General features: G+C 60.7%; 36 protein-coding genes. All 36 read left to right on the forward strand.

Translation table 11 applies throughout. From position 1 onward, the window contains the following. Positions 1–118 precede the first annotated feature (118 nt). The 36 genes from rpsL to ACZ5R1_RS02285 all read left to right on the forward strand — a co-directional run bounded on the left by rpsL (position 119) and on the right by ACZ5R1_RS02285 (position 24,154). Positions 119–490 carry a 30S ribosomal protein S12 gene (gene rpsL, locus ACZ5R1_RS02110; RefSeq protein WP_007163089.1) on the forward strand — a complete coding sequence of 124 codons (372 nt, stop codon included), beginning with the start codon at positions 119–121 and terminating at the stop codon, positions 488–490. An 86-nt stretch (positions 491–576) separates the two neighbouring features. Beyond that, positions 577–1,050: a 30S ribosomal protein S7 gene (rpsG, locus tag ACZ5R1_RS02115; RefSeq protein WP_007163088.1), complete on the forward strand. Its 474-nt coding sequence runs from the start codon at positions 577–579 to the stop codon at positions 1,048–1,050. A gap of 30 nt (positions 1,051–1,080) precedes the next feature. Further along, on the forward strand, positions 1,081–3,183 hold the full coding sequence (gene fusA / locus ACZ5R1_RS02120; protein ID WP_027599186.1) for an elongation factor G: 2,103 nt from the start codon (positions 1,081–1,083) through the stop codon (positions 3,181–3,183). A gap of 28 nt (positions 3,184–3,211) precedes the next feature. Continuing rightward, on the forward strand, positions 3,212–4,405 hold the full coding sequence (tuf, locus tag ACZ5R1_RS02125; protein ID WP_027603089.1) for an elongation factor Tu: 1,194 nt from the start codon (positions 3,212–3,214) through the stop codon (positions 4,403–4,405). A 171-nt stretch (positions 4,406–4,576) separates the two neighbouring features. Continuing rightward, on the forward strand, positions 4,577–4,888 hold the full coding sequence (gene rpsJ / locus ACZ5R1_RS02130; protein ID WP_003243886.1) for a 30S ribosomal protein S10: 312 nt from the start codon (positions 4,577–4,579) through the stop codon (positions 4,886–4,888). Positions 4,889–4,972: 84 nt separating this feature from the next. After that, entirely contained in the window at positions 4,973–5,608 is a 636-nt protein-coding gene (gene rplC, locus ACZ5R1_RS02135; RefSeq protein ID WP_007161251.1) for a 50S ribosomal protein L3, read from the forward strand. A gap of 13 nt (positions 5,609–5,621) precedes the next feature. Then, positions 5,622–6,224 carry a 50S ribosomal protein L4 gene (gene rplD, locus ACZ5R1_RS02140; protein WP_007161250.1) on the forward strand — a complete coding sequence of 201 codons (603 nt, stop codon included), beginning with the start codon at positions 5,622–5,624 and terminating at the stop codon, positions 6,222–6,224. Continuing rightward, a complete protein-coding gene (gene rplW, locus ACZ5R1_RS02145; RefSeq protein ID WP_007161249.1) occupies positions 6,221–6,520 on the forward strand; it encodes a 50S ribosomal protein L23 in 300 nt (99 codons plus the stop codon). The genes rplD and rplW overlap by 4 nt, the downstream gene beginning before the upstream one ends. Before the next feature lie 12 nt (positions 6,521–6,532). Then, complete coding sequence (gene rplB, locus ACZ5R1_RS02150) at positions 6,533–7,354, forward strand: 50S ribosomal protein L2 (RefSeq protein WP_007161248.1); 822 nt, start codon at positions 6,533–6,535, stop codon at positions 7,352–7,354. Positions 7,355–7,372: 18 nt separating this feature from the next. Then, positions 7,373–7,648, forward strand: coding sequence for a 30S ribosomal protein S19 (gene rpsS, locus ACZ5R1_RS02155; protein WP_007161247.1), 276 nt, complete (start codon positions 7,373–7,375; stop codon positions 7,646–7,648). Between the two features lie 12 nt (positions 7,649–7,660). Then, complete coding sequence (gene rplV / locus ACZ5R1_RS02160) at positions 7,661–7,993, forward strand: 50S ribosomal protein L22 (protein ID WP_007161246.1); 333 nt, start codon at positions 7,661–7,663, stop codon at positions 7,991–7,993. Between the two features lie 13 nt (positions 7,994–8,006). Continuing rightward, the gene (gene rpsC / locus ACZ5R1_RS02165; RefSeq protein WP_007161245.1) at positions 8,007–8,696 is read left to right on the forward strand and encodes a 30S ribosomal protein S3; all 690 of its coding nucleotides are present in this window, start codon (positions 8,007–8,009) and stop codon (positions 8,694–8,696) included. Between the two features lie 12 nt (positions 8,697–8,708). Next, positions 8,709–9,122, forward strand: coding sequence for a 50S ribosomal protein L16 (rplP, locus tag ACZ5R1_RS02170; RefSeq protein WP_007161244.1), 414 nt, complete (start codon positions 8,709–8,711; stop codon positions 9,120–9,122). Next, positions 9,122–9,313 (forward strand): 50S ribosomal protein L29, encoded by a 192-nt coding sequence (gene rpmC, locus ACZ5R1_RS02175; protein ID WP_007161243.1) that lies wholly within the window; start codon positions 9,122–9,124, stop codon positions 9,311–9,313. Before rplP ends, rpmC begins: the two co-directional genes overlap by 1 nt. Positions 9,314–9,315: 2 nt before the next feature. Then, positions 9,316–9,582 (forward strand): 30S ribosomal protein S17, encoded by a 267-nt coding sequence (rpsQ, locus tag ACZ5R1_RS02180; protein WP_007161242.1) that lies wholly within the window; start codon positions 9,316–9,318, stop codon positions 9,580–9,582. A 12-nt stretch (positions 9,583–9,594) separates the two neighbouring features. Then, on the forward strand, positions 9,595–9,963 hold the full coding sequence (gene rplN / locus ACZ5R1_RS02185) for a 50S ribosomal protein L14 (protein WP_007161241.1): 369 nt from the start codon (positions 9,595–9,597) through the stop codon (positions 9,961–9,963). 12 nt (positions 9,964–9,975) lie between these two features. Next, positions 9,976–10,290, forward strand: a complete 315-nt coding sequence (gene rplX / locus ACZ5R1_RS02190) for a 50S ribosomal protein L24 (RefSeq protein WP_007161240.1) — start codon at positions 9,976–9,978, stop codon at positions 10,288–10,290. A 19-nt stretch (positions 10,291–10,309) separates the two neighbouring features. Continuing rightward, positions 10,310–10,849, forward strand: a complete 540-nt coding sequence (rplE, locus tag ACZ5R1_RS02195) for a 50S ribosomal protein L5 (RefSeq protein ID WP_007161239.1) — start codon at positions 10,310–10,312, stop codon at positions 10,847–10,849. A gap of 13 nt (positions 10,850–10,862) precedes the next feature. Then, entirely contained in the window at positions 10,863–11,168 is a 306-nt protein-coding gene (gene rpsN / locus ACZ5R1_RS02200) for a 30S ribosomal protein S14 (RefSeq protein WP_007161238.1), read from the forward strand. 162 nt (positions 11,169–11,330) lie between these two features. After that, a complete protein-coding gene (gene rpsH / locus ACZ5R1_RS02205) occupies positions 11,331–11,723 on the forward strand; it encodes a 30S ribosomal protein S8 (protein ID WP_017640285.1) in 393 nt (130 codons plus the stop codon). Positions 11,724–11,734: 11 nt separating this feature from the next. After that, positions 11,735–12,268 (forward strand): 50S ribosomal protein L6, encoded by a 534-nt coding sequence (rplF, locus tag ACZ5R1_RS02210; RefSeq protein WP_017640286.1) that lies wholly within the window; start codon positions 11,735–11,737, stop codon positions 12,266–12,268. Positions 12,269–12,278: 10 nt separating this feature from the next. Continuing rightward, on the forward strand, positions 12,279–12,629 hold the full coding sequence (gene rplR, locus ACZ5R1_RS02215; RefSeq protein WP_007161235.1) for a 50S ribosomal protein L18: 351 nt from the start codon (positions 12,279–12,281) through the stop codon (positions 12,627–12,629). Positions 12,630–12,632: 3 nt separating this feature from the next. After that, on the forward strand, positions 12,633–13,133 hold the full coding sequence (gene rpsE, locus ACZ5R1_RS02220) for a 30S ribosomal protein S5 (protein WP_007161234.1): 501 nt from the start codon (positions 12,633–12,635) through the stop codon (positions 13,131–13,133). Between the two features lie 2 nt (positions 13,134–13,135). Then, the gene (rpmD, locus tag ACZ5R1_RS02225; RefSeq protein WP_007161233.1) at positions 13,136–13,318 is read left to right on the forward strand and encodes a 50S ribosomal protein L30; all 183 of its coding nucleotides are present in this window, start codon (positions 13,136–13,138) and stop codon (positions 13,316–13,318) included. A gap of 3 nt (positions 13,319–13,321) precedes the next feature. Beyond that, positions 13,322–13,756, forward strand: a complete 435-nt coding sequence (gene rplO / locus ACZ5R1_RS02230; RefSeq protein WP_007161232.1) for a 50S ribosomal protein L15 — start codon at positions 13,322–13,324, stop codon at positions 13,754–13,756. Next, complete coding sequence (gene secY / locus ACZ5R1_RS02235; protein ID WP_027599183.1) at positions 13,757–15,088, forward strand: preprotein translocase subunit SecY; 1,332 nt, start codon at positions 13,757–13,759, stop codon at positions 15,086–15,088. A gap of 30 nt (positions 15,089–15,118) precedes the next feature. After that, complete coding sequence (gene rpmJ / locus ACZ5R1_RS02240) at positions 15,119–15,235, forward strand: 50S ribosomal protein L36 (RefSeq protein WP_002555468.1); 117 nt, start codon at positions 15,119–15,121, stop codon at positions 15,233–15,235. Between the two features lie 130 nt (positions 15,236–15,365). Then, the gene (gene rpsM / locus ACZ5R1_RS02245; RefSeq protein WP_007161230.1) at positions 15,366–15,722 is read left to right on the forward strand and encodes a 30S ribosomal protein S13; all 357 of its coding nucleotides are present in this window, start codon (positions 15,366–15,368) and stop codon (positions 15,720–15,722) included. Between the two features lie 30 nt (positions 15,723–15,752). Then, positions 15,753–16,142 carry a 30S ribosomal protein S11 gene (gene rpsK, locus ACZ5R1_RS02250; protein WP_003281811.1) on the forward strand — a complete coding sequence of 130 codons (390 nt, stop codon included), beginning with the start codon at positions 15,753–15,755 and terminating at the stop codon, positions 16,140–16,142. A gap of 16 nt (positions 16,143–16,158) precedes the next feature. Then, positions 16,159–16,779, forward strand: coding sequence for a 30S ribosomal protein S4 (gene rpsD, locus ACZ5R1_RS02255; protein WP_007161229.1), 621 nt, complete (start codon positions 16,159–16,161; stop codon positions 16,777–16,779). A gap of 22 nt (positions 16,780–16,801) precedes the next feature. Next, complete coding sequence (locus ACZ5R1_RS02260; RefSeq protein ID WP_027599182.1) at positions 16,802–17,803, forward strand: DNA-directed RNA polymerase subunit alpha; 1,002 nt, start codon at positions 16,802–16,804, stop codon at positions 17,801–17,803. Positions 17,804–17,847: 44 nt separating this feature from the next. After that, positions 17,848–18,237, forward strand: coding sequence for a 50S ribosomal protein L17 (gene rplQ, locus ACZ5R1_RS02265; protein WP_007161227.1), 390 nt, complete (start codon positions 17,848–17,850; stop codon positions 18,235–18,237). Positions 18,238–18,436: 199 nt separating this feature from the next. Further along, positions 18,437–19,894, forward strand: a complete 1,458-nt coding sequence (locus tag ACZ5R1_RS02270; RefSeq protein ID WP_042137282.1) for a catalase — start codon at positions 18,437–18,439, stop codon at positions 19,892–19,894. 146 nt (positions 19,895–20,040) lie between these two features. Then, on the forward strand, positions 20,041–22,245 hold the full coding sequence (gene yccS / locus ACZ5R1_RS02275; RefSeq protein ID WP_027599180.1) for a YccS family putative transporter: 2,205 nt from the start codon (positions 20,041–20,043) through the stop codon (positions 22,243–22,245). Between the two features lie 87 nt (positions 22,246–22,332). Further along, on the forward strand, positions 22,333–23,232 hold the full coding sequence (locus tag ACZ5R1_RS02280; protein WP_314585191.1) for a sugar nucleotide-binding protein: 900 nt from the start codon (positions 22,333–22,335) through the stop codon (positions 23,230–23,232). Continuing rightward, positions 23,225–24,154 (forward strand): NAD-dependent epimerase/dehydratase family protein, encoded by a 930-nt coding sequence (locus tag ACZ5R1_RS02285; protein WP_027599178.1) that lies wholly within the window; start codon positions 23,225–23,227, stop codon positions 24,152–24,154. Before ACZ5R1_RS02280 ends, ACZ5R1_RS02285 begins: the two co-directional genes overlap by 8 nt. Positions 24,155–24,223: the final 69 nt, after the last annotated feature.

The following is a 24,223-nucleotide window of genomic DNA, read 5'->3' on the forward strand; positions in this document are numbered from 1 at the left end:
CCGGGGGCTTTGTCTTGACTGGGGCGCCGAAGCTCTTTAGACTTTCGTTCCCCGAAAATGGGCAGGACTGACGTTCTGCTATTTCGTTTATGTCGCAAGACAATCAGTGGAGCTATAGATGGCAACTATCAACCAGCTGGTGCGTAGTGCACGCAAGCGTATCGTCGAGAAATCCGACGTACCTGCGCTGCAAAACTGCCCGCAACGTCGTGGCGTGTGCACCCGCGTGTACACCACCACTCCCAAGAAGCCCAACTCCGCACTGCGGAAGGTCTGCCGTGTGCGTCTGACCAACGGCTTCGAAGTCACCTCCTACATCGGCGGTGAAGGTCACAACCTGCAGGAACACAGCGTCGTGCTGATCCGCGGTGGCCGGGTCAAGGATCTGCCGGGTGTGCGTTATCACACCGTGCGCGGCTCGCTGGACACCACCGGTGTGAAGGACCGCAAGCAGGGCCGTTCCAAGTACGGCACCAAGCGTCCGAAGTAACCACCTTTCTTTTTGTTCGAGTCGATAAGAGTAAGGTCGGGCAACGAGTCCCGAGCTAACCTGAAGACCGTTTTGAGGGCTTATCAATGCCAAGACGTCGTGTAGCGGCCAAGCGCGAAATACTTGACGATCCGAAATACGGAAGCCAGATCCTGGCCAAGTTCATGAACCACGTGATGGAGAGCGGCAAGAAAGCCGTTGCCGAGCGTATCGTTTATGGTGCTCTGGACAAGGTCAAAGAGCGTTCCAAGAATGCCGAACCCCTGGAAGTTTTCGAAAAAGCGCTCGACGCCATCGCTCCGCTGGTCGAAGTGAAGTCCCGCCGTGTCGGCGGTGCTACCTACCAGGTGCCGGTTGAGGTTCGTCCTTCCCGTCGTAATGCCCTGGCCATGCGCTGGCTGGTGGACTCCGCGCGCAAGCGTGGTGAGAAGTCCATGGCTCTGCGCCTGGCGGGTGAACTCATGGACGCTTTTGAAGGCAAGGGTGCCGCAGTCAAGAAGCGCGAAGACGTGCATCGCATGGCAGAAGCCAACAAGGCCTTCTCGCACTACCGCTTCTAAGCCTAGCGCTTCCAATCAAGCGAGGACCTTATGGCTCGTACAACCGCTATTAACCGCTATCGGAACATCGGTATCTGCGCCCACGTGGACGCAGGTAAGACGACTACTACCGAGCGGATTCTGTTCTACACCGGCGTGAACCACAAAATGGGTGAGGTTCACGACGGCGCTGCGACCATGGACTGGATGGTGCAGGAGCAGGAGCGTGGTATCACCATCACCTCCGCTGCCACCACCGCGTTCTGGTCCGGTTCGACCAAGCAGTACGACAAGTACCGCGTAAACATCATCGATACCCCCGGCCACGTGGACTTCACCATTGAGGTGGAGCGTTCCCTGCGCGTGCTGGACGGTGCGGTCGTGGTATTCTGCGGCACCTCCGGTGTCGAGCCTCAGTCCGAAACCGTATGGCGTCAGGCCAACAAGTACGGCGTACCGCGCATCGTCTACGTCAACAAGATGGACCGTGCCGGCGCCAACTTCCTGCGCGTCGTCGAGCAGATCAAGAAGCGCCTGGGCCACACTCCGGTCCCGGTTCAGCTGGCCATTGGCGCGGAAGAGAACTTCCAGGGCCAGATCGACCTGCTGAAGATGAAGGCCATCTTCTGGAACGATGACGACCAGGGCATGACCTATCGCGAGGAAGAGATTCCTGCGGGCATGCTGGCCGATGCCGAGCAGTGGCGCTCCAACATGGTCGAGGCTGCTGCCGAAGCCAACGAAGAGCTGATGAACAAGTACCTGGAAGAGGGCGAGCTGTCGATCGACGAGATCAAGGCCGGCCTGCGTCAGCGTACCATCGCCTGCGAAATCGTCCCGGCCGTCTGCGGTTCGTCCTTCAAGAACAAGGGCGTGCCCCTGGTTCTGGACGCCGTGATCGACTTCCTGCCGGCGCCCATCGAGATTCCCGCGATCAAGGGTACCAACCCGGACAACGAGGAAATCACCGACGAGCGTCATGCAGACGACAACGAGCCCTTCTCGGCTCTGGCGTTCAAGATCGCTACCGACCCCTTCGTGGGTACCCTGACCTTCGCCCGCGTCTACTCGGGTGTACTGAGCTCCGGTGACTCCGTCATCAACTCGGTGAAGGGCAAGAAGGAGCGCGTCGGCCGTATGGTGCAGATGCACGCCAACACCCGTGAAGAGATCAAGGAAGTTCGCGCTGGCGACATCGCCGCACTGATCGGCATGAAGGACGTCACCACCGGTGACACCCTGTGCTCGATCGAAAAGCCGATCATCCTCGAGCGCATGGACTTCCCGGAGCCGGTGATCTCGGTCGCCGTCGAGCCGAAGACCAAGGCCGACCAGGAAAAGATGGGCATCGCACTGGGCAAGCTGGCCCAGGAAGACCCCTCGTTCCGCGTCAAGACCGACGAAGAGTCCGGTCAGACCATCATCTCCGGCATGGGTGAGCTGCACCTGGACATCCTGGTGGACCGCATGAAGCGCGAATTCGGCGTGGAAGCGAACATCGGTAAGCCTCAGGTCGCCTACCGCGAAACCATCCGCAACACCTGCGAGATCGAAGGCAAGTTCGTTCGTCAGTCGGGTGGTCGTGGCCAGTTCGGTCACTGCTGGATTCGCTTCGCACCGGCCGACGAAGGTCAGGAAGGTCTGGAGTTCGTCAGCGAAGTCGTGGGTGGTGTGATTCCGAAGGAATACATCCCGGCGATCCAGAAGGGCATCGAAGAGCAGATGAAGAACGGTATCGTTGCCGGCTATCCGCTGCTTGGCCTGAAGGCCGCTGTGTTCGACGGTTCCTACCACGACGTCGACTCCAACGAGATGGCGTTCAAGATCGCTGCCTCCATGGCGACCAAGCAGCTCACCCAGAAGGGTGGTGCCGTGCTGCTCGAGCCGATCATGAAGGTCGAGGTCGTGACCCCGGAAGACTACATGGGCGACGTCATGGGCGACTTGAACCGTCGTCGTGGCCTGATCCAGGGTATGGAAGACACCGTGACCGGCAAGGTCATCCGTGCCGAGGTTCCGCTGGGCGAGATGTTTGGCTACGCTACGGATGTCCGCTCCATGTCTCAGGGTCGCGCAAGCTACTCCATGGAGTTCTCCAAGTACGCCGAAGCTCCGTCGAACATCGCCGAAGCCATCATCAAGAAACAAGCTTAATCAGCGCTTTGACTAGAGGTTTTATCTCGTGGCTAAAGAAAAATTCGAACGTAACAAACCGCACCTGAACGTGGGCACCATCGGTCACGTTGACCATGGCAAGACCACTCTGACCGCAGCGCTGACCAAAGTCTGTGCCGACACCTGGGGCGGTTCCGCTCGTGGTTTCGACCAGATCGATAACGCGCCGGAAGAAAAGGCTCGCGGTATCACCATCAACACCTCCCACGTTGAGTACGACTCGGCGATCCGTCACTACGCGCACGTCGACTGCCCCGGCCACGCCGACTACGTGAAGAACATGATCACCGGTGCTGCCCAGATGGACGGCGCGATCCTGGTTTGCTCGGCTGCTGACGGCCCCATGCCGCAGACCCGCGAGCACATCCTGCTGTCCCGTCAGGTAGGCGTTCCCTACATCGTCGTGTTCCTGAACAAGGCCGACATGGTTGACGACGCCGAGCTGCTGGAACTGGTCGAAATGGAAGTTCGCGATCTGCTGAACACCTACGACTTCCCGGGCGACGACACTCCGATCGTTATCGGCTCCGCGCTGATGGCTCTGAACGGTCAGGATGACAACGAGATGGGCGTTTCCGCCGTGCGCAAGCTGGTCGAGACCCTGGACTCCTACATCCCCGAGCCCGAGCGTGCCATCGACAAGCCGTTCCTGATGCCGATCGAAGACGTGTTCTCGATCTCCGGTCGCGGCACCGTGGTAACCGGTCGTGTCGAGCGTGGCATCGTCAAGGTCCAGGAAGAAGTCGAGATCGTGGGCATCAAGGCCACCGTCAAGACCACCTGCACCGGTGTTGAAATGTTCCGCAAGCTGCTGGACGAAGGCCGTGCTGGCGAGAACGTCGGCGTGCTGCTGCGTGGCACCAAGCGTGAAGACGTGGAGCGTGGCCAGGTTCTGGCCAAGCCGAACACCATCAAGCCGCACACCAAGTTCGAGTGCGAAGTGTACGTGCTGTCCAAGGAAGAAGGTGGTCGTCACACCCCGTTCTTCAAGGGCTACCGTCCGCAGTTCTACTTCCGCACCACCGACGTGACCGGTAACTGCGAACTGCCGGAAGGCGTCGAGATGGTGATGCCGGGCGACAACATCAAGATGGTTGTCACCCTGATCGCTCCGATCGCGATGGAAGATGGTCTGCGTTTCGCCATCCGTGAAGGCGGTCGTACCGTCGGCGCCGGCGTGGTTGCCAAGATCATCGAGTAATCGATTGATCTGAAACGAAAAAAGGCCCTTCGGGGCCTTTTTTCTTGCCTCATGAAATTGACAGATGGCAAAAGAGGCGTTCTTGACAGCTGTCAGCGACATCCTTAGAATTGCGCCTCCTTTAATCGGGCACCTTTTTGCCCGAGGGGAAAGCTTGGAGTCTGAGGTCAAATGCAAAATCAACAAATCCGTATTCGGTTGAAGGCTTTTGATCATCGCCTGATCGATCAATCTACCCAGGAAATCGTGGAAACCGCGAAACGTACTGGTGCTCAGGTGCGTGGTCCGATTCCTCTGCCAACCCGCAAGGAACGTTACACAGTGCTGATTTCTCCGCACGTCAACAAGGACGCTCGTGACCAGTACGAAATTCGTACCCACAAGCGTGTGCTCGACATCGTTCAGCCCACCGACAAGACCGTCGATGCGCTGATGAAGCTCGATCTCGCCGCTGGCGTTGAAGTGCAAATCAGCCTCGGCTGAGACCGTCAAGGTTTCAGTCGTGTAACGCTCTGAAATGGGCGGCCATAGCGGGTGAAAGCCCCGTACACTCAAGAGGTTCTCAACATGACGATTGGTTTAGTCGGTCGTAAATGCGGTATGACCCGCGTTTTCACCGAAGAAGGCGTTTCCGTTCCGGTTACGGTCATTGAGATCGAGCCGAATCGCGTAACCCAATTCAAAAGCGAAGAAACCGATGGCTACCGTGCCATTCAGGTAACCGTGGGCGAGCGTCGTGCTTCCCGCGTGACCAAGGCGCAAGCCGGTCACTTCGCCAAGGCCAGCGTTGCTGCTGGTCGTAGCGTCCTCGAATTCCGCCTGGAAGACGGTGAGTACAAGGCTGGCGACGAAGTCACCGTAGCCCTGTTCGAAGCCGGTCAGATGGTTGATGTCACTGGTCAGTCCAAAGGTAAGGGCTACGCCGGTACCATCAAGCGCTGGAACTTCCGTGGTCAGGACAACACCCACGGTAACTCCGTTTCCCACCGTGCACCTGGTTCCATCGGCCAGTGCCAGACTCCTGGTCGAGTGTTCAAGGGCAAGAAAATGTCCGGTCACCTGGGTGCGGAGCGTGTAACCGTTCAGTCGCTGGAAGTCGTGCGTGTAGACGCCGAGCGCAACCTGCTGCTGGTCAAGGGTGCCGTCCCCGGCGCGCCGGGTGGTGACGTGATCGTGCGTCCCGCTGTCAAGGCCCGTGGTTGAGAGGAGAGAGAACATGCAACTCAATGTGAATGGCTCTCAAGCTATCGAAGTCTCCGAGCACACCTTCGGCGGTGAATTCAACGAGACCCTGGTTCACCAGGCAGTCGTTGCCTACATGGCGGGCGGTCGTCAGGGCACCCGTGCCCAGAAGACCCGTTCCGAAGTCAGCGGCGGCGGCAAGAAGCCCTGGCGTCAGAAGGGCAGCGGTCGTGCCCGTGCCGGTACCATCCGCAGCCCCATCTGGCGTTCCGGTGGCGTGGCTTTCGCAGCCAAGCCCCAGGATCACAGCCAGAAGCTGAACAAGAAGATGTACCGCGCTGCACTGCGCTCCATCCTCGCCGAGCTGGTCCGTCTGGATCGTCTGGTCGTGGTTGACGACTTCGCCGTCGACGCGCCCAAGACCAAGACCCTGGTCAGCAAGCTGGACGGCCTGGGCCTGAGCGACGTGCTGATCGTGACCGACGCTGTCGACCAGAATCTGTATCTGGCCGCCCGCAACCTGCCTTTCGTCGACGTGCGTGATGTCCAGGGTTCCGACCCGGTCAGCCTGATCGCCTACGACAAGGTGCTGGTCACTGTGTCCGCCGTGAAGAAATTCGAGGAGCTGCTGGCATGAACCAGGAACGCGTATTCAAAGTGCTGCTTGGCCCGCACATCTCCGAGAAGGCCACCATGCTGGCGGACAGCCAGAAGCAGTTCGTATTCAAGGTTGCCACCGATGCAACCAAGCTGGAAATCAAGAAGGCCGTCGAGCAGCTGTTCGAGGTCAAGGTTCGCAGCGTCAGCACCCTGAACGTCCAGGGCAAGACCAAGCGCACCGCTCGTGGTCTGGGCAAGCGTAACGACTGGAAAAAAGCGTACATCGCGCTCCAGCCGGGCCAGGATCTCGACTTTTCCAGCAGCGCCGAGTAATCAGGGGGCATCATGGCAATCGTAAAATGCAAGCCGACCTCCGCTGGCCGCCGCTTTGTGGTCAAGGTGGTCAACTCTGATCTGCACAAAGGCGCGCCCTACGCTCCTTTGCTGGAGAAGAAGAGCAAGTCCGGCGGCCGTAACAACAATGGTCGTATCACCACTCGCCACATCGGCGGTGGTCACAAGCAGCACTATCGTCTGGTCGATTTCCGTCGCAACAAGGATGGCATCCCTGCCGTCGTTGAGCGTATCGAATACGATCCGAACCGTACTGCACACATCGCTCTGCTGAAGTACGCCGATGGCGAGCGTCGCTACATCATCGCCCCCAAGGGCGTTGCTGCCGGTGACCAGCTGCTGTCCGGCGCTGGCGCGCCCATCAAGGCCGGCAACAACCTGCCGCTGCGTAACGTGCCGGTCGGTAGCACCATCCACGGTATCGAGCTGAAGCCTGGCAAAGGCGCTCAGATCGCTCGTTCCGCGGGTACCTCCGCTCAGCTGGTCGCCCGCGAAGGCGCCTACGTCACCGTGCGTCTGCGCAGCGGTGAAATGCGCAAGGTGCTGTCCGAGTGCCGTGCCACCCTGGGCGAAGTGTCCAACGGTGAGCACAGCCTGCGTTCGCTGGGTAAGGCCGGTGCCACCCGCTGGCGTGGCGTGCGTCCGACTGTTCGTGGTGTTGCCATGAACCCGGTCGATCACCCGCACGGTGGTGGTGAAGGTCGTACTTCCGGTGGCCGTCATCCGGTTTCGCCGTGGGGCGTCAAGACCAAGGGTCTCAAGACGCGCTCCAACAAGCGTACCGACAAGATGATTGTCCGTCGCGGCAAGTAATCAGTAGAGGATTCGACTGTGCCCCGTTCTCTGAAGAAAGGTCCTTTTATCGATCTTCACCTGTTGAAGAAGATCGAAGTCGCGGTGGAAAAAAACGAACGCAAGCCGATCAAGACCTGGTCGCGTCGTTCGATGATCCTGCCGCAGATGGTCGGCCTGACCATCGCTGTGCACAACGGTCGTCAACATGTCCCCGTTCTGGTGAACGAAGACATGGTCGGCCACAAACTCGGCGAGTTCGCTGCTACCCGCACCTATCGCGGTCATGCGGCTGACAAGAAAGCCAAGCGTTAAGGGGTAAGGAAGATGGAAGTAGCCGCTAAGCTGTCGGGCGCTCGTATCTCCGCCCAGAAAGCCCGCTTGGTCGCCGACCAGATTCGCGGGAAGAAGGTGGGCGAAGCGCTCAACCTGTTGACTTTCAGCAGCAAGAAAGCCGCTGAAATCATGAAGAAGGTGCTGGAGTCGGCTGTTGCCAACGCCGAGCACAATGAAGGCGCCGACGTGGACGACCTGAAGGTCTCCACCGTCTTCGTAAACGAAGGTCGTTCGCTCAAGCGCATCATGCCGCGTGCCAAAGGTCGTGCTGATCGCATCGTGAAGCGGTCTTGCCATATCACGGTCAAGGTTGCGGACAAGTAACGGAGTCGATCAGATGGGTCAGAAAGTACATCCCAATGGCATTCGCCTGGGTATCGTCAAGGAGCACACTTCGGTCTGGTACGCGGATAAGCGCACTTATGCGGACTATCTGCTGGCCGACCTGAAGGTTCGTGAGTACCTCCAGGACAAACTAAAAAGCGCGTCCGTAAGCCGTATCGATATTCATCGCCCGGCTCAAACCGCACGCATCACCATCCACACCGCCCGTCCCGGTATCGTGATCGGCAAGAAAGGTGAGGATGTCGAGAAGCTGCGTCAGGACCTGACCGCAAGAATGGGTGTGCCCGTGCACATCAACATCGAAGAGATCCGCAAGCCGGAGCTCGACGGTGCCCTGGTTGCGCAGAGCGTTGCGCAGCAGCTTGAGCGTCGTGTGATGTTCCGTCGCGCCATGAAGCGCGCCGTGCAGAACGCGATCCGCATTGGTGCCAAAGGCATCAAGATTCAAGTGAGCGGTCGTCTGGGCGGTGCTGAAATCGCCCGTACCGAGTGGTATCGCGAAGGTCGTGTGCCCCTGCACACCCTGCGTGCCGATATCGACTACGCCACTGCGGAAGCTCACACCACCTACGGTGTGATCGGTGTGAAGGTCTGGATCTTCAAGGGTGAGGTCATTGGTGGCCGCCAGGAAGAGCTCAAGCCCGTCGCCCCGGCTCCGCGCAAAAAAGCTGCTGCTAAGTAAGGAGTACGCAACATGCTGCAACCCAAGCGTACAAAATTCCGCAAGCAGATGACCGGCCACAACCGTGGTCTGGCTCATCGCGGTAGCAAGGTCAGCTTCGGCGAGTACGCGCTGAAGGCTGTCGGCCGTGGCCGTCTGACCGCTCGCCAGATCGAATCCGCACGTCGTGCGCTGACCCGTCACGTGAAGCGTGGCGGCAAGATCTGGATCCGCGTCTTCCCTGACAAGCCTGTCACCAAGAAGCCTCTCGAAGTGCGGATGGGTAAAGGTAAGGGTAGTGTCGAGTACTGGGTAGCCCAGATCCAGCCGGGCAAGGTCCTGTACGAGATCGAGGGTGTTTCCGAGGATCTGGCTCGTCAGGCATTCGCCCTGGCCGCTGCCAAGCTTCCCGTCGAAACCTCCTTTGTTAAGCGGACGGTGATGTGATGAAAGCGAAAGATTTGCGTGAGAAATCCGTAGAGGAGCTGAACGAGCAGCTTCTCAACCTGCTGCGTGACCAGTTCAATCTGCGTATGCAGAAGGCAACTGGCCAGTTGGGTCAGTCTCACATGCTCTCGCAAGTGAAGCGCGACATCGCTCGCGTCAAGACTGTGCTGAACCAGCAAGCAGGTAAGTGATCATGGCTGAAGCTGAAAAAACTGTCCGTACGCTGACCGGCCGAGTGGTCAGCGACAAGATGGACAAAACCGTGACCGTACTGATCGAGCGTCGCGTAAAGCACCCGATCTACGGCAAATACGTGAAGCGTTCCACCAAGCTGCACGCTCACGACGAAACCAATCAGTGCCGCATTGGTGACCTGGTCACCATTCGCGAAACCCGCCCGCTGGCCAAGACCAAGGCGTGGACCCTGGTTGACGTCGTCGAGCGCGCCGTTCAGGTATAAGGGTAGAGAGCCATGATCCAGACTCAATCCATGCTTGACGTCGCCGACAACAGCGGCGCTCGTCGCGTGATGTGCATCAAGGTGCTCGGCGGTTCCCACCGCCGCTACGCCGGCATCGGCGACATCATCAAAGTCACCGTCAAGGAAGCAATTCCGCGCGGCAAGGTGAAGAAAGGTCAGGTGATGACTGCTGTCGTCGTGCGTACCAAGCACGGCGTCCGCCGCACCGACGGTTCCATCATCCGCTTCGACGGCAACGCCGCGGTTCTGCTGAACAACAAGCAAGAGCCGATTGGCACCCGTATCTTTGGGCCGGTGACCCGTGAACTTCGCTCCGAGAAGTTCATGAAGATCGTCTCCCTTGCCCCCGAAGTGCTGTAAGGAGTAGCCGACATGCAAAAGATTCGTCGTGACGACGAGGTAATCGTCATTGCCGGCAAGGACAAGGGCAAGCGTGGCAAGGTGCTGAAGGTGCTCGCCGATGACCGTCTGGTCGTTGGCGGGGTCAACCTGGTCAAGCGCCACACCAAGCCCAACCCCATGCTGGGCGTTCAGGGTGGCATCGTAGAGAAAGAAGCCCCTCTGCATGTCTCCAACGTTGCCATTTTCAACTCCGAGACCAACAAGGCTGACCGCGTTGGTTTCAAAGTCGAAGACGGCAAGAAGATTCGTATCTTCAAGTCGACCCAAAAAGCGGTCCAGGCCTGAAGCTGCTAGGTAGATCACCATGGCTCGATTGAAAGAGATTTATCGGAAGGAAATCGCGCCCAAGCTGAAAGAGCAGCTTCAGCTGGGTAACGTGATGGAAGTTCCGCGCATCACCAAGATCACCTTGAACATGGGTCTGGGCGAAGCAGTCGGTGACAAGAAGATCATCGACAACGCTGTAGCTGACCTGGAAAAGATCGCTGGTCAAAAGCCGGTCGTGACTTATGCCCGCAATTCCATTGCTGGCTTCAAGATCCGCGAAGGCTGGCCGATTGGCGTCAAGGTGACCCTGCGTAGCGATCGCATGTATGAATTCCTGGATCGTCTGCTGTCCATCTCCCTGCCGCGCGTGCGTGACTTCCGCGGCCTGAATGCCAAGTCCTTCGATGGTCGTGGCAACTACAGCATGGGCGTGAAAGAGCAGATCATCTTCCCGGAAATCGATTACGACAAGATCGATGCGCTGCGTGGTATGGACATCACCCTGACCACCACCGCTCGTACCGACGAGGAAGGCCGTGCGCTGCTGCGCGCGTTCAACTTCCCGTTCCGTAACTGATTGAGGTCTTCAAATGGCTAAGCAAAGCATGATTAACCGTGAGCTGAAGCGTCAGCAAACGGTTGCCAAGTACGCCAAGAAGCGCGCCGAGCTGAAGGCGACCATCGGTAACGTCAACGCCTCTCCCGAGGAGCGTTGGAATGCCCAGGTCGCCCTGCAGAAGCAGCCCCGTGACGCCAGCGCCAGCCGCATGCGTAACCGCTGCCGCCTGACCGGTCGTCCGCATGGCGTGTACCGCAAGTTCGGTCTGTCCCGCATCAAGCTGCGTGAAGCAGCCATGCGCGGTGACGTGCCCGGCCTGGTGAAGGCCAGCTGGTAACAGCTAGCGCCTTTCATCGCGGTAACTGAATCAAGCCCCTTTTGGGGCTTGATTCGTTTCAGGCCGATCTCTAGAATGCTCGGCTCGCCCGAATCGGCCTATTGCCGAGGGGTGATTTTGAGAGCCGGTAGGCTCAATTTCTGTATTAGGAGCTAATAGCCCATGAGTATGCAGGACCCGTTAGCAGACATGCTAACTCGTATCCGTAATGCCCAGATGGCTGAAAAGGCCGTTGTGAGCATGCCTTCTTCCAAGCTGAAGGCTGCCGTCGCCAAAGTCCTCAAGGACGAAGGTTACATCGCGGATTTTCAGGTCAGCGCGGAATCCAAGCCGTCGCTGTCCATCGAGCTGAAGTACTTCGAAGGCAAGCCTGTCATCGAAGAGCTGAAGCGTAGCAGCCGTCCCGGTCTGCGCCAGTACAAAGCCGTTGACCAGCTGCCGAAAGTGCGTGGCGGTCTGGGCGTGTCGATCGTTTCCACCAACAAAGGTGTGATGACTGATCGCGCAGCCCGTGCTGCTGGTGTTGGCGGCGAAGTGCTCTGCACAGTCTTCTAAGGGGAATCAGCATGTCTCGCGTTGCTAAAAACCCTGTAAGACTGCCTGCAGGCGTCGAAGTTAATCTGGCCGGTCAGGCCCTTTCGATCAAGGGTGCCAAGGGCGCTCTGGAGCTGAAGGTCCATCCGTCCGTTGAAGTCACTCAAGAGTCCGGTGAGCTGCGTTTCGCTGCTCGCAATGGCGATCAGCAGACCCGTGCGATGGCCGGCACTACCCGTGCCCTGGTCAACAACATGGTGGTCGGCGTCAGCCAGGGCTTCGAGCGCAAGCTGCAACTGGTCGGTGTGGGCTACAAGGCCCAAGCCAAAGGTCAGGTGCTGAACCTCGCTCTGGGCTTCTCTCACCCCGTGGACTACGACCTGCCGCAAGGCATCACCGCAGAAACCCCCAACCAGACCGAAATCCTGATCAAGGGTATCGACAAGCAGCTGGTCGGCCAGGTTGCGGCTGAGATTCGTGGTTTCCGTCCGCCGGAGCCTTACAAGGGCAAGGGCGTACGGTATGCCGACGAAGTCGTCCACCGTAAAGAAGCCAAGAAAAAGTAGGGCATAGCAAATGACCGTCAAGAAAGAAACCCGACTGCGTCGCGCTCGCAAGGCTCGCCTGAAGATGCGCGAGCTGGAAGTGGTGCGTCTGTGCGTGTACCGCTCTTCCCAGCACATCTATGCCCAGGTCATCGCGGCCGACGGCAGCAAGGTCCTGGCCAGCGCTTCTACGCTGGACAAAGAACTGCGCGAAAGCGCTACCAGCAACGTCGAGGCGGCCAAGAAAGTTGGTCTGCTGGTCGCCGAGCGTGCCAAGGCCGCTGGCGTTACCCAGGTGGCCTTTGATCGTTCTGGCTTCAAGTACCATGGTCGCGTCAAAGCGCTGGCCGACGCTGCTCGTGAAGGCGGGCTGGAGTTCTAAGTCATGGCAAATAACGATCAAAAGCGCGACGAAGGCTACATCGAGAAGCTGGTTCAAGTTAACCGCGTAGCCAAAACCGTGAAAGGCGGCCGTATCTTCGCCTTCACCGCTCTGACCGTGGTTGGCGATGGCAAAGGCCGCGTTGGCTTCGGCCGTGGCAAGGCGCGTGAAGTGCCTGCTGCCATCCAGAAGGCTATGGAAGCTGCTCGCCGCAACATGATCCAGGTGGATCTGAACGGCACCACCCTGCAGTACCCGGTCAAGGCCGCCCATGGCGCCTCCAAGGTGTACATGCAGCCCGCTTCCGACGGTACCGGCATCATCGCCGGCGGTGCCATGCGCGCCGTGCTGGAAGTCGCCGGTGTGCAGAACGTCCTGGCCAAGTGCTACGGCTCCACCAACCCGGTAAACGTGGTGTACGCGACCTTCGAAGGTCTCAAGCACATGCAGGCGCCGGAAGCTGTTGCCGCCAAGCGTGGCAAGAGCGTCGAGGAGATTCTCTGATCATGGCTAACGCAACCGTCAAGGTCACGCTGATCAAGAGCGTCCATGGCCGTCTGGCCAATCACAAGGCTTGCGTCAAGGGTCTCGGCCTGCGTCGCATTGGTCACACCGTCGAAGTTCAGGACACCCCTGAGAATCGCGGCATGATCAACAAGGCCTATTACCTTCTGCGTGTGGAGGGTTAAGTCATGAAATTGAATGATCTGCGTTCCGCTCCCGGCGCTCGCCGCGAGAAGCTGCGTCCCGGTCGTGGTATCGGTAGCGGCCTGGGCAAGACCGGTGGCCGCGGCCACAAGGGTCTGACCTCCCGTTCCGGTGGCAAGGTTGCCCCCGGCTTCGAGGGCGGCCAGCAGCCGCTGCACCGTCGTCTGCCCAAGTTCGGCTTCGTTTCGCTGAAGGCCCTGGACCGCGCCGAGGTTCGTACCTCCGAGCTGGCCAAGGTTGATGTCGATGTCGTCGATCTGCAGGCGCTGAAAGACGCCAACGTGATCAGCCGCGACATCAAGCGTGTCAAGGTTGTGCTGTCCGGCGACGTCACTCGTGCCGTCACCCTGAAGGGCATTGGTGCCACCAAGGGTGCACGTGCAGCCATCGAAGCAGCTGGCGGCAAGATCGAGGAATAAATGGCTAAGCAAGGTGCTCTCTCTGCGCTCAGCAAGACCGGTGGTATGTCCGAGCTGTGGACCCGCCTCCGATTCCTGTTCCTGGCGATCATCGTCTACAGGATCGGTGCGCACATCCCTGTTCCGGGTATCAATCCCGATCAGCTGGCCGCACTGTTCAGGCAGAACGAGGGGACCATTCTTAGCCTCTTCAACATGTTCTCTGGCGGTGCGCTGGAGCGGATGAGCATCTTTGCACTGGGGATCATGCCGTACATCTCGGCATCGATCATCATGCAGCTGCTTACCGCGATCAGCCCACAGCTGGAGCAATTGAAGAAAGAGGGTGAGTCTGGTCGTCGCAAGATCAGCCAGTACACCCGTTACGGCACACTGGTTCTGGCGCTCGTTCAGGCCACCGGGATGTCGGTTGGACTTGCCAGTCAGGGCGTGGCGTTCAGTGTGGGCTTCAGCTTCTACTTCGTAGCTGTCACCACCTTCGTCGCCGGCGCACTGTTCATGATGTGGCTGGGTGAGCAGATCACCGAGCGCGGTATCGGCAATGGCATCTCGATGCTGATCTTCGCCGGTATCGTCGCGGGCTTGCCTCGCGCCATCGGTCAGTCCTTCGAGTCGGCACGGCAGGGCGATATCAACATCTTCGCGCTGATCATGGTCGGTGTGGTGGCGGTCGCCATCATCGCCTTCGTGGTGTTCATCGAGCGTGGGCAGCGTCGTATCGCCGTGCACTACGCCAAGCGTCAGCAGGGTCGCAAGGTCTTCGCTGCGCAGAACAGCCATCTGCCGCTCAAGGTGAACATGGCCGGGGTCATCCCGGCGATCTTCGCCAGCAGCATCCTGCTGTTTCCGGCATCGCTCGGTTCGTGGTTCGGTCAGTCCGAAGGTCTCGGTTGGTTGCAGGACGTGGCTCAGGCCATCGCGCCCGGTCAGCCGCTGAACATCTTGCTGTTTAGTGCAGGGATCATCTTCTTCTGCTTCTTCTATACGGCACTGATGTTCAACCCCAAGGACGTGGCAGAGAACCTGAAGAAATCCGGGGCGTTCATCCCGGGTATTCGTCCTGGTGAGCAGTCCGCGCGCTATATCGATGGCGTGCTGACCCGACTGACCATGTTCGGTGCCCTGTACATGACGGCGGTGTGCTTGTTGCCCCAGTTCCTGGTGGTCGCGGCGAACGTGCCGTTCTATCTCGGCGGGACCTCGTTGCTGATCGTGGTGGTAGTGGTCATGGACTTCATGTCCCAGGTCCAATCCCATCTCGTATCTCATCAATACGAGTCCCTGATGAAGAAAGCCAACCTGAAGGGCTACGGCAGCGGCATGATGCGCTGATCCGTTACCCGTAAGGTTAGAGGAGTTGTCATGAAAGTTCGTGCATCGGTCAAGAAGCTGTGCCGTAACTGCAAGATCATTCGCCGCGAAGGCGTCGTGCGCGTGATCTGCAGCGCTGAACCGCGTCACAAGCAGCGCCAAGGCTGAGTGTGAATCACGCGTCTAACCCGGCAGCTAGTGTGCTGCCGGGTTGATCATTTGTTCCTACAGCGTTAATATCGCGCGCCCTTTTCTTGGCTTCCGGGGCGTCGGTAGCTGTCAATTGGAGTTTTTCTGAATGGCCCGTATTGCAGGCGTCAACATTCCAGATAACAAGCACACTGTTATCTCGCTGACCTACATCTATGGTGTCGGTCGCACCACCTCTCAGAAGATCTGCGCGGCCACCGGCATCGAGCCGACCGCCAAGATCAAAGAACTGAGCGACGAGCAGGTCGATCAGCTGCGTAACGAGGTCGCCAAAATCCTCACCGAGGGTGACCTGCGCCGCGAAATCAACATGAACATCAAGCGCCTGATGGATCTGGGTTGCTACCGCGGTCTGCGTCACCGCCGTGGTCTGCCGGTCCGTGGTCAGCGCACCAAGACCAATGCCCGTACCCGTAAGGGCCCGCGCAAGCCGATCCGCAAGTAATCGCATCCGCGAATCGACAGGAATCTAGTCATGGCAAAACCTGCTGCTCGTCCTCGTAAGAAAGTCAAAAAGACAGTGGTTGATGGCATCGCCCACATCCATGCGTCTTTCAACAACACCATCGTGACCATCACCGATCGTCAGGGCAATGCTTTGTCCTGGGCGACCTCCGGTGGCTCCGGCTTCCGTGGCTCCCGTAAGAGCACCCCGTTCGCTGCCCAGATTGCAGCCGAACGTGCCGGCCAAGCCGCTCTGGAATATGGTCTGAAGAATCTGGACGTGAACGTCAAAGGTCCCGGCCCCGGCCGCGAGTCCGCTGTTCGCGCCCTGAATGCCTGTGGTTACAAGATCGCCAGCATCACCGACGTGACGCCCATCCCGCATAACGGGTGCCGTCCGCCGAAGAAGCGTCGCGTGTAATAGGAGACAGTGAGAAATGGCTCGTTACATTGGTCCCAAGTGCAAACTGTCCCGCCGCGAAGGCACTGACCTCTTCCTGAAGAGCGGCGCTCGTGCCCTCGACTCGAAGTGCAAGCTGGAAACCGTTCCTGGCCAGCATGGTCAGCGTCGCGGTCGTCTGTCCGACTACGGTCTGCAGCTGCGTGAAAAGCAGAAAGTCCGCCGCATGTACGGTGTCCTCGAGCGTCAGTTCGCCGGTTACTACCAGGAAGCTGCCCGTCGCAAGGGCGCTACCGGTGAAAACCTGCTGCAACTGCTCGAGTGCCGTCTGGACAACGTGGTGTATCGCATGGGCTTTGGTGCCACTCGCGCTGAATCGCGCCAGCTGGTCTCCCACAAGTCGATCACCGTCAACGGTCAGACCGTCAACATTCCCTCCTATCAGGTCAAGGTCGGCGACGTCGTCGCGGTCCGCGAGAAGGCCAAGAACCAGCTGCGTATCGCTCAAGCTCTCGAGCTGTGCGGCCAGCGTGGCCGTGTTGAGTGGGTCGAAGTGAGCACCGAGAAAAAGGAAGGCACCTTCAAGAGCGTGCCGGCCCGTGGTGATCTCTCCGCCGACATCAACGAAAACCTGATTGTCGAGCTCTACTCCAAGTAAGGGCTAGAAAGTAGGTGCATCCATGCAGAGTTCGGTAAATGAGTTCCTGACCCCCCGCCATATCGATGTGCAGGCGGTTAGTCAGACCCGTGCCAAGATCACCCTCGAGCCTCTCGAGCGTGGTTTCGGCCATACCTTGGGCAACGCGCTGCGGCGTATCCTGTTGTCCTCCATGCCTGGCTGCGCGGTAGTCGAAGCAGAGATCGACGGTGTCCTGCACGAGTACAGCGCCATCGAAGGCGTGCAGGAAGACGTGATCGAGATCCTGCTCAATCTCAAGGGTCTGGCCATCAAGTTGCACGGCCGTGACGAAGTCACCCTGAGCCTGAGCAAGAAAGGTCAGGGGCCGGTTCTGGCCTCTGACATTCAGGTCGATCACGACGTCGAGATCGTCAACGGTGAGCACGTCATCGCCCACCTGGCGGACAACGGTTCGCTGAACATGAAGCTGAAAATCGCCCGCGGTCGTGGCTATGAGCCCGCCGACGCGCGTCAGAGCGAAGAAGACGAAACCCGCGCAATCGGTCGTCTGCAGCTCGATGCTTCGTTCAGCCCGGTTCGTCGCGTGGCCTATGTGGTGGAAAACGCCCGGGTCGAACAGCGTACCAACCTGGACAAGCTCGTGCTTGACCTGGAAACCAACGGTACCCTGGATCCGGAAGAAGCCATCCGTCGTGCCGCCACCATCCTGCAGCAGCAGCTGGCAGCGTTTGTCGACCTCAAGGGCGACAGCGAGCCGGTCGTGGTCGAGCAGGAAGACGAGATCGATCCGATCCTGCTGCGTCCGGTGGACGATCTGGAACTGACCGTTCGTTCGGCCAACTGCCTCAAGGCGGAGAACATCTACTACATCGGTGACCTGATTCAGCGTACCGAAGTGGAGCTGCTCAAGACCCCGAACCTGGGCAAGAAGTCCCTGACCGAAATCAAGGACGTCCTGGCCTCCCGTGGTCTGTCGCTCGGTATGCGCCTGGACAACTGGCCCCCTGCAAGCCTTAAGAAGGACGACAAGGCTACTGCCTGATCGTCATTGTTCACCGAACGATAGTTTGGGAAGGAATTTCAATCATGCGTCATCGTAAAAGTGGTCGTCATCTGAGCCGCACGAGCGCACACCGCAAGGCCATGTTCCAGAACATGGCTGTGTCGCTGTTCGAGCACGAGCTGATCAAAACTACCCTGCCGAAAGCCAAGGAACTGCGCCGCGTTGCCGAGCCGCTGATCACCCTGGCCAAGGAAGACAGCGTCGCCAACCGTCGTCTGGCTTTCGACCGTACCCGTTCGAAAGCTGCCGTTGGCAAGCTGTTCAACGACCTGGGCAAGCGCTACGCCAACCGTCCGGGTGGCTACCTGCGTATCCTGAAGTGCGGCTTCCGCGCTGGCGACAATGCGCCCATGGCGTATGTCGAGCTGATCGACCGTCCGGTCGGCGGTACCGTGGAACAGGCTGCTGAATAAGTAGCTGCGTTCTAGAAAAAGCCGGGCTCTTGCCCGGCTTTTTCATGCCCGGCGTTTGGTGAAGACCAGGCCCTTCGCATCCGACTTCTGATCGCAGATTTTTCTATCAGGATGCTAGGATCAATAAATTAGTCCTAAAGTATTGCCCTGGCGATACTTCTCTCAAGCGATCAGCCAACGCTTTTAGAGGGAGATACCTGTGACTGATACCAAGATCCTAACCACCGCCAGCGGCATTCCGGTGGCCGACAACCAGAATTCCCGCACCGCCGGTCCGCGCGGTCCGCTGATGCTCGACGACTTCCATCTGATCGAGAAGCTGGCGCATTTCAACCGTGAAGTCATTCCCGAGCGACGCGTGCATGCCAAGGGCTCCGCGGCCTATGGCACCTTTACCGTCACCCGGGACATCACGCACCTCAGCAGCGCCAGGCTGTTCGCCGAGGTCGGCAAGCGGACCGAGACCCTGCTGCGCTTTTCCACCGTGGGCGGTGAGCGCGGCTCGGCGGATACCGAGCGCGATCCCCGCGGTTTCGCCGTGAAGTTCTATACCGAAGAAGGCAACTGGGACATCGTCGGCAACAACACCCCGGTGTTCTTCATCCGCGATCCGTTGAAATTCCCCGACTTCATCCATACCCAGAAGCGCGATCCCTGGAGCAACCTGAAGAGTCCGCAGATGATGTGGGATTTCTGGTCGCTGTCGCCCGAATCGCTGCATCAGGTCACCATCCTGTTCTCCGATCGCGGCATTCCGGACGGCTATCGCTTCATGCATGGCTTCGGCAGCCATACCTTCAGCCTGATCAACGCCCAGGGCGAGCGGCACTTCGTGAAGTTTCACTTCAAGAGCCAGCAGGGGATCAAGAACCTGGCACCGGCCGACGCGGCACGCCTGGCCGGTACCGATCCGGACTACAGCCAGCGCGACCTGTTCCAGGCCATCGAGCGCGGCGAATTCCCGCGCTGGACGCTGTGCATCCAGGTGATGAGCGAACAGGAAGCAGCTAGCCGTGCCGAGAATCCCTTCGACGTGACCAAGGTCTGGTCGCAGCAGGACTATCCGCTGCAGGAGGTGGGGGTGCTGGAGCTCAACCGTAATCCGCAGAACTACTTCGCCGAGGTGGAGCAGGCCTCCTTTGCGCCGAGCAACGTGGTGCCGGGCGTGGGGCTGTCGCCCGATCGCATGCTGCAGGGCAGGGTATTCGCCTATGCCGACGCCCAGCGCTACCGGGTGGGCACCAACTATCAGCAACTGCCGGTCAACGCACCCCGTTGCCCCTACGCCAACAACCAGCGTGACGGGGCCATGAGATTCGATGGCAATGGCGGTTCGCAGCCGAACTACGAGCCGAACAGCTATGGCCACACGCCCAAGCAGGCGCCCCAGTATCGCGAGCCGGCGCTGAATTTCGCCGGTCCGGCCGATCGCTACGATCACCGGGTGGACGCGGACTACTTCAGCCAGGCCGGAGCGCTGTTCCGCCTGATGAATGCCGACCAGCAGGCGCTGCTGATCGGCAACATCGTCGGCGCCCTGGGTACGGTGACCCGCGAGGTGCAGCTGCGGCAGATCGGTCACTTCCTCAAGGCCGATCCCGCCTATGGCGTGGGCGTGGCCAAGGGCCTGGGGATAGATCCCAGCGAAGTGGCCTGATCCAGGGGTAGAAAAGAGCCCGGCAGCCGCCGGGCTTTTTTTCGTCCGCGAAAAAAGTGCGGGAAAGGCTGTCTCGGACGCCGCTTGCGACGTCGCAGTGCTAAGGTTCGCATCAAGCGCGAAAACACGAGGCTCGCTCTCCCGTCATGACTGTGTTTGGAGTGTCTTTGCGCCAGCTCTGGGCGCACGAAAAGGCCAGCTATGGCGTTCGCGTCTTTGTCGCCCTGAGCGGCGCCATGGCGGTCTGCTGGTCGCTGGGCGATCTGCGCGCGCTGTCGCCGGTATTCCTCGGCATCATCGCCAGCGCCCTGGCGGAAACCGACGACAGCTGGCTGGGGCGACTCAAGTCGCTGGCGGTGACGCTGCTGTGCTTTACCGTGGCGGCCTTCGCGGTCGAGCTGCTGTTTCCCTATCCCTGGATCTTCGTGGTGGGCCTGGGCCTGGCCACCTTCAGCCTGACGATGCTGGGCGCCATCGGCGAGCGCTACGCCTCGGTGGCCCAGGCCACGGTGATCCTGTCGATCTATGCCATGATCGGGGTGGATCAGCGCCTCGGCGCCCAGGTGCCGCTATGGTACGAGCCGGCACACCTGCTGGCCGGGGCATTGTGGTACGGCCTGCTCTCGGTGCTCTGGTGCGCGCTCTTCGCCCACCAGCCGGTGCGACAGAATCTGTCCGCCCTCTATGGCGAACTGGGGACCCTGCTCAGGCTCAAGGCCGAGATGCTCGAGCCGGTGCGCGGGGTGGACCTGCACCGGCGTCGGGTGCTGCTGGCCCAGCAGAACGGCAAGGTGGTGCAGGCGCTGAACCAGGCCAAGGCGACCATCCTCAATCGCTTCGGCCGCTCGGGACGGCCCGGTGCGCGTTCGGGGCGCTATTTCCGCCTGTATTTCATGGCACAGGACATCCACGAGCGCGCCAGCTCTTCGCACTATCCCTACAGTGCCCTGACCGAGGCCTTCTTTCACAGCGACATCCTCTTTCGCTGCCAGCGCCTGCTCAAGTTGCAGGCCACGGCCTGCCTCAACATGGGCGAGGCGATCCGGCTCGGACAGCCTTTCGAATACGGCCAGCAGAGTCAGCAGGGACTGACCGATCTGCAGGCCTCGCTGGAGTATCTCAAGCAGCAGCAGAATCCGCGCTGGCGGGGCCTGCTGCGCTCCCTGGACCTGCTCGGGCACAACCTTTCGACCCTGGAGCGGCAATTCTCCGAGGCGGGCAACAGCGACTCGGGGGCGGCGGATCTGGATACCAGCCTGCTGGATCCGGCGGCACGCTCCCTGCGCGAGGTGTTCCAGCGTATCCGCCTGCAGCTGACCCCGACTTCGCTGCTGTTCCGCCATGGCCTGCGCATGGCGCTGGCGCTGATGGCCGGCTATGGCGTGCTGCACCTGATCCACCCGGTGAACGGCTACTGGATCCTCTTGACCACGGTGTTCGTCTGCCGGCCGCAGTATGGAGCGACCCGGGTGCGGCTGGTGCAGCGGATCGTGGGTACGGTGATCGGGCTGTTGCTGGGCAGCGCCCTGCTGGAGCTGTTCGGGCAGCCGGAGATCCAGCTCTTGCTGGCGCTGGTGGGCGGCCTGGTGTTCTTTATCACCCGAACGGATCGCTACACCGTCGCCACCGCGGCCATCACCCTCATGGTGCTGTTCTGCTTCAACCAGGTGGGCAACGGTTTCATGCTGATCTGGCCGCGGCTGCTGGATACCCTGCTGGGCTGCCTGATCGCGGTACTGGCGGTGTTCTTCGTCCTGCCGGACTGGCAGGGGCGGCGGCTGCACCAGGTGATGGCCAATACCCTGCGTACCAATGCGCTCTATCTGCGCCGACTGCACGAGCAGTACCGCACCGGCAAGCGTGACGATCTCGACTACCGGGTGGCGCGGCGCAACGCCCACAACGCCGATGCGACGCTGTCGGCCGCGCTGGCCAACATGCTGCGCGATCCCGGGCACTTCCGCCGTAACCTGGAAGCGGGCTTTCGCTATCTGGCGCTGTCCAACACCCTGCTGGGCTATTTGTCGGCCCTGGGCGCCCATCGCCGCCAGCTGGAGGCGGCCGAGCACGACGCCCTGGTGGAGCGCGCCGTGACCCGCATCGCCGAGGGTATGGAATCCATCGCGGCGGCGGTGGCGGAACGCCGCAGTCTGCCGCCGACCGCCGAGGAGGAGACCAGCCTGGCCGATGAGCTGGAGGCCGCGGCCGAGGACAACGACGACGGCTACCGGCTGGTGTGCACCCAGCTGGCGCTGATCTGCCGCCTGCTGCCCAATCTCAAGAGCGCCGCCAACCATACCCTGCGCGAACAAACCCGCGAGCAACCGGCCGCAGGTACCGCCGATGCTTGAGCAAGGTTGGCGCGACGCGCTATGTTGACCGATGTCCGTCGAGTCTTTCGACGCCTGTTTATGCTGGTTTGAAGGCTGTTCCAACACATGCGTATGCGTCTTCTAGTAGTGGGCGGGGAGAGCGCCCTGGGCAAGGCGCTACTCGCCGCCGGTGCCGAAGCGGGCATCGAATTCGTCGCCCCCGAGACTCCCACGGAGGGCTGGTACGCCGCCGGGCTGACCGAGGTCCTCGACCGGGTCCGACCAGGGGCGGTGATCAATCTCGCCTATTACCACGACTGGCTGCAGGCCGCGGACTTCGATCCGGCGCTGATGCAGCGCCAGGCGCTGGCCGTGCAACGCCTGGCCGGCCTCTGCCAGCACTATCAGATTCCGCTGATCCAGCCGTCCAGCTATCAGCTGTTCGATGGCTCGCGCGTGGCCGGCTATAGTGAAAAGGATCTTCCGCGGCCCCCCGGGGCACGGGGCGAGGCGCTCTGGCGGGTCGAGCAGCTGGTGCGGGCGCTGTGCCCGATGCACATCCTGCTGCGCCTGGGCTGGGTCCTGGATGACTCCCGTGACGGTCGCCTGGGGCGGTTGCTGCGGCAGCTGGGCACCGAGCAGGTGGTGCCGATGGCGGGCGACCGGCGCGGCAATCCGACCACCGTGGGCGATGCCGCCCGGGTGCTGCTGGCCGTGGTCAAGCAGCTCGACTGCGGCGCGCCGCTCTGGGGGACCTATCACTACGGCGCCCAGGAAGCGGTGTCGGAGTTGGGTCTGGCCGAGACCGTCGCCCAGCTCTGGCAGGAATTCGACCGGCCGGTGCGCTGCGAATGGCAGGAGGTGGCGCACCTCGAGCGTGCGGATGCCGCGGAAGAGCCACAACAGGGGGTGTTGATCAGTCGCAAGCTGCTCAACACCTTTGGTATCAAGGCGCGGCGCTGGCAGCAGGAGCTGCCGGCGCTGTTGCAGGGCTTTCGGCAGGACGAGGTAGGTTTCGATGAGTGATGCGCCCATTCTGATCACTGGCGGTGCCGGTTTCATCGGCTCTCACTTGGCCGACGCGCTGCTGGCGCGGGGCAGGCGGGTGCGGGTGCTGGACGACCTGAGCACCGGCAAGCGCGAGAATCTGCCGCTGGACGACGACCGCATCGAATTGCGGGTGGGAGACGTGGCCGATGTCGCGACCCTGGAAGCGGCGATGGCCGGCTGCGCGGCGGTGGTGCACCTGGCCGCGGTGGCCTCGGTGCAGGCGTCGGTGGAGGACCCGGTGGGCACCCACAGGGCCAACTTCATCGGCACCCTGAATCTGTGCGAGGCCATGCGCAAGGCCGGGATCAAGCGGGTGGTCTATGCCTCCAGCGCGGCGGTCTATGGCGCCAACGGCCAGGGGCAGGCCATCGACGAGGAGTTGCCCAAGGCGCCGCTGACGCCCTATGCGGCGGACAAGCTGGCGGGCGAATACTACTTCGACTTCTATCGTCGCGAGCACGGTCTGGAGCCGGCGATCTTCCGCTTCTTCAACATCTATGGTCCGCGTCAGGATCCGTCTTCGCCCTATTCGGGGGTGATCAGCATCTTCACCGAACGCGCCCGCCGGCAGACGCCGATCACGGTGTTCGGTGATGGCGAGCAGACCCGCGATTTCGTCTATGTCGCCGATCTGGTGGGCATCCTGGTGCAGGCGCTGGAAGCCCCCGAAGTGACGGCCGGGGCGGTGAACGTGGGGCGCGGCGAGACCATCAGCCTGAACGGCCTGCTGGCGGAGATCGGCCAGGTGCTGGGTGGCCTGCCGCCGGTAACCCATGGCGCGGCGCGGGCCGGGGACATCCGCCATTCGAAGGCGGACAACCGCCGCCTGCGCGAGCGCTTCGATTTCAGTCAGCCCACGAGCATGGGCACGGGGCTGGCAGCACTGCTGCGGGATTAGCGGCCGCGGCCAGGGGCACTCCCTGGCCGGTTGGGCGTCGACGCTGGAGCTGCCCAGCGCCAACCTGCG

The organism is Pseudomonas sp. Pso3 (assembly GCF_055393275.1).

Coding starts and splice junctions, on each gene's coding strand:
- rpsK (WP_003281811.1), top strand. CDS start 15,753: ATGGCAAAACCTGCTGCTCGTCCTCGTAAGAAAGTCAAAAAGACAGTG.
- rpsM (WP_007161230.1), top strand. CDS start 15,366: ATGGCCCGTATTGCAGGCGTCAACATTCCAGATAACAAGCACACTGTT.
- rplN (WP_007161241.1), top strand. CDS start 9,595: ATGATCCAGACTCAATCCATGCTTGACGTCGCCGACAACAGCGGCGCT.
- rpsN (WP_007161238.1), top strand. CDS start 10,863: ATGGCTAAGCAAAGCATGATTAACCGTGAGCTGAAGCGTCAGCAAACG.
- rplF (WP_017640286.1), top strand. CDS start 11,735: ATGTCTCGCGTTGCTAAAAACCCTGTAAGACTGCCTGCAGGCGTCGAA.
- rplV (WP_007161246.1), top strand. CDS start 7,661: ATGGAAGTAGCCGCTAAGCTGTCGGGCGCTCGTATCTCCGCCCAGAAA.
- rplQ (WP_007161227.1), top strand. CDS start 17,848: ATGCGTCATCGTAAAAGTGGTCGTCATCTGAGCCGCACGAGCGCACAC.
- rplD (WP_007161250.1), top strand. CDS start 5,622: ATGCAACTCAATGTGAATGGCTCTCAAGCTATCGAAGTCTCCGAGCAC.
- rpsC (WP_007161245.1), top strand. CDS start 8,007: ATGGGTCAGAAAGTACATCCCAATGGCATTCGCCTGGGTATCGTCAAG.
- fusA (WP_027599186.1), top strand. CDS start 1,081: ATGGCTCGTACAACCGCTATTAACCGCTATCGGAACATCGGTATCTGC.
- rplB (WP_007161248.1), top strand. CDS start 6,533: ATGGCAATCGTAAAATGCAAGCCGACCTCCGCTGGCCGCCGCTTTGTG.
- rpsH (WP_017640285.1), top strand. CDS start 11,331: ATGAGTATGCAGGACCCGTTAGCAGACATGCTAACTCGTATCCGTAAT.
- rplX (WP_007161240.1), top strand. CDS start 9,976: ATGCAAAAGATTCGTCGTGACGACGAGGTAATCGTCATTGCCGGCAAG.
- secY (WP_027599183.1), top strand. CDS start 13,757: ATGGCTAAGCAAGGTGCTCTCTCTGCGCTCAGCAAGACCGGTGGTATG.
- rplP (WP_007161244.1), top strand. CDS start 8,709: ATGCTGCAACCCAAGCGTACAAAATTCCGCAAGCAGATGACCGGCCAC.
- rplC (WP_007161251.1), top strand. CDS start 4,973: ATGACGATTGGTTTAGTCGGTCGTAAATGCGGTATGACCCGCGTTTTC.
- rpsD (WP_007161229.1), top strand. CDS start 16,159: ATGGCTCGTTACATTGGTCCCAAGTGCAAACTGTCCCGCCGCGAAGGC.
- rpmJ (WP_002555468.1), top strand. CDS start 15,119: ATGAAAGTTCGTGCATCGGTCAAGAAGCTGTGCCGTAACTGCAAGATC.
- rplW (WP_007161249.1), top strand. CDS start 6,221: ATGAACCAGGAACGCGTATTCAAAGTGCTGCTTGGCCCGCACATCTCC.
- rplR (WP_007161235.1), top strand. CDS start 12,279: ATGACCGTCAAGAAAGAAACCCGACTGCGTCGCGCTCGCAAGGCTCGC.
- rpmD (WP_007161233.1), top strand. CDS start 13,136: ATGGCTAACGCAACCGTCAAGGTCACGCTGATCAAGAGCGTCCATGGC.
- ACZ5R1_RS02285 (WP_027599178.1), top strand. CDS start 23,225: ATGAGTGATGCGCCCATTCTGATCACTGGCGGTGCCGGTTTCATCGGC.
- ACZ5R1_RS02280 (WP_314585191.1), top strand. CDS start 22,333: ATGCGTATGCGTCTTCTAGTAGTGGGCGGGGAGAGCGCCCTGGGCAAG.
- rpsE (WP_007161234.1), top strand. CDS start 12,633: ATGGCAAATAACGATCAAAAGCGCGACGAAGGCTACATCGAGAAGCTG.
- rplO (WP_007161232.1), top strand. CDS start 13,322: ATGAAATTGAATGATCTGCGTTCCGCTCCCGGCGCTCGCCGCGAGAAG.
- rpsQ (WP_007161242.1), top strand. CDS start 9,316: ATGGCTGAAGCTGAAAAAACTGTCCGTACGCTGACCGGCCGAGTGGTC.
- yccS (WP_027599180.1), top strand. CDS start 20,041: ATGACTGTGTTTGGAGTGTCTTTGCGCCAGCTCTGGGCGCACGAAAAG.
- rpsL (WP_007163089.1), top strand. CDS start 119: ATGGCAACTATCAACCAGCTGGTGCGTAGTGCACGCAAGCGTATCGTC.
- rpmC (WP_007161243.1), top strand. CDS start 9,122: ATGAAAGCGAAAGATTTGCGTGAGAAATCCGTAGAGGAGCTGAACGAG.
- rplE (WP_007161239.1), top strand. CDS start 10,310: ATGGCTCGATTGAAAGAGATTTATCGGAAGGAAATCGCGCCCAAGCTG.
- rpsJ (WP_003243886.1), top strand. CDS start 4,577: ATGCAAAATCAACAAATCCGTATTCGGTTGAAGGCTTTTGATCATCGC.
- rpsG (WP_007163088.1), top strand. CDS start 577: ATGCCAAGACGTCGTGTAGCGGCCAAGCGCGAAATACTTGACGATCCG.
- ACZ5R1_RS02260 (WP_027599182.1), top strand. CDS start 16,802: ATGCAGAGTTCGGTAAATGAGTTCCTGACCCCCCGCCATATCGATGTG.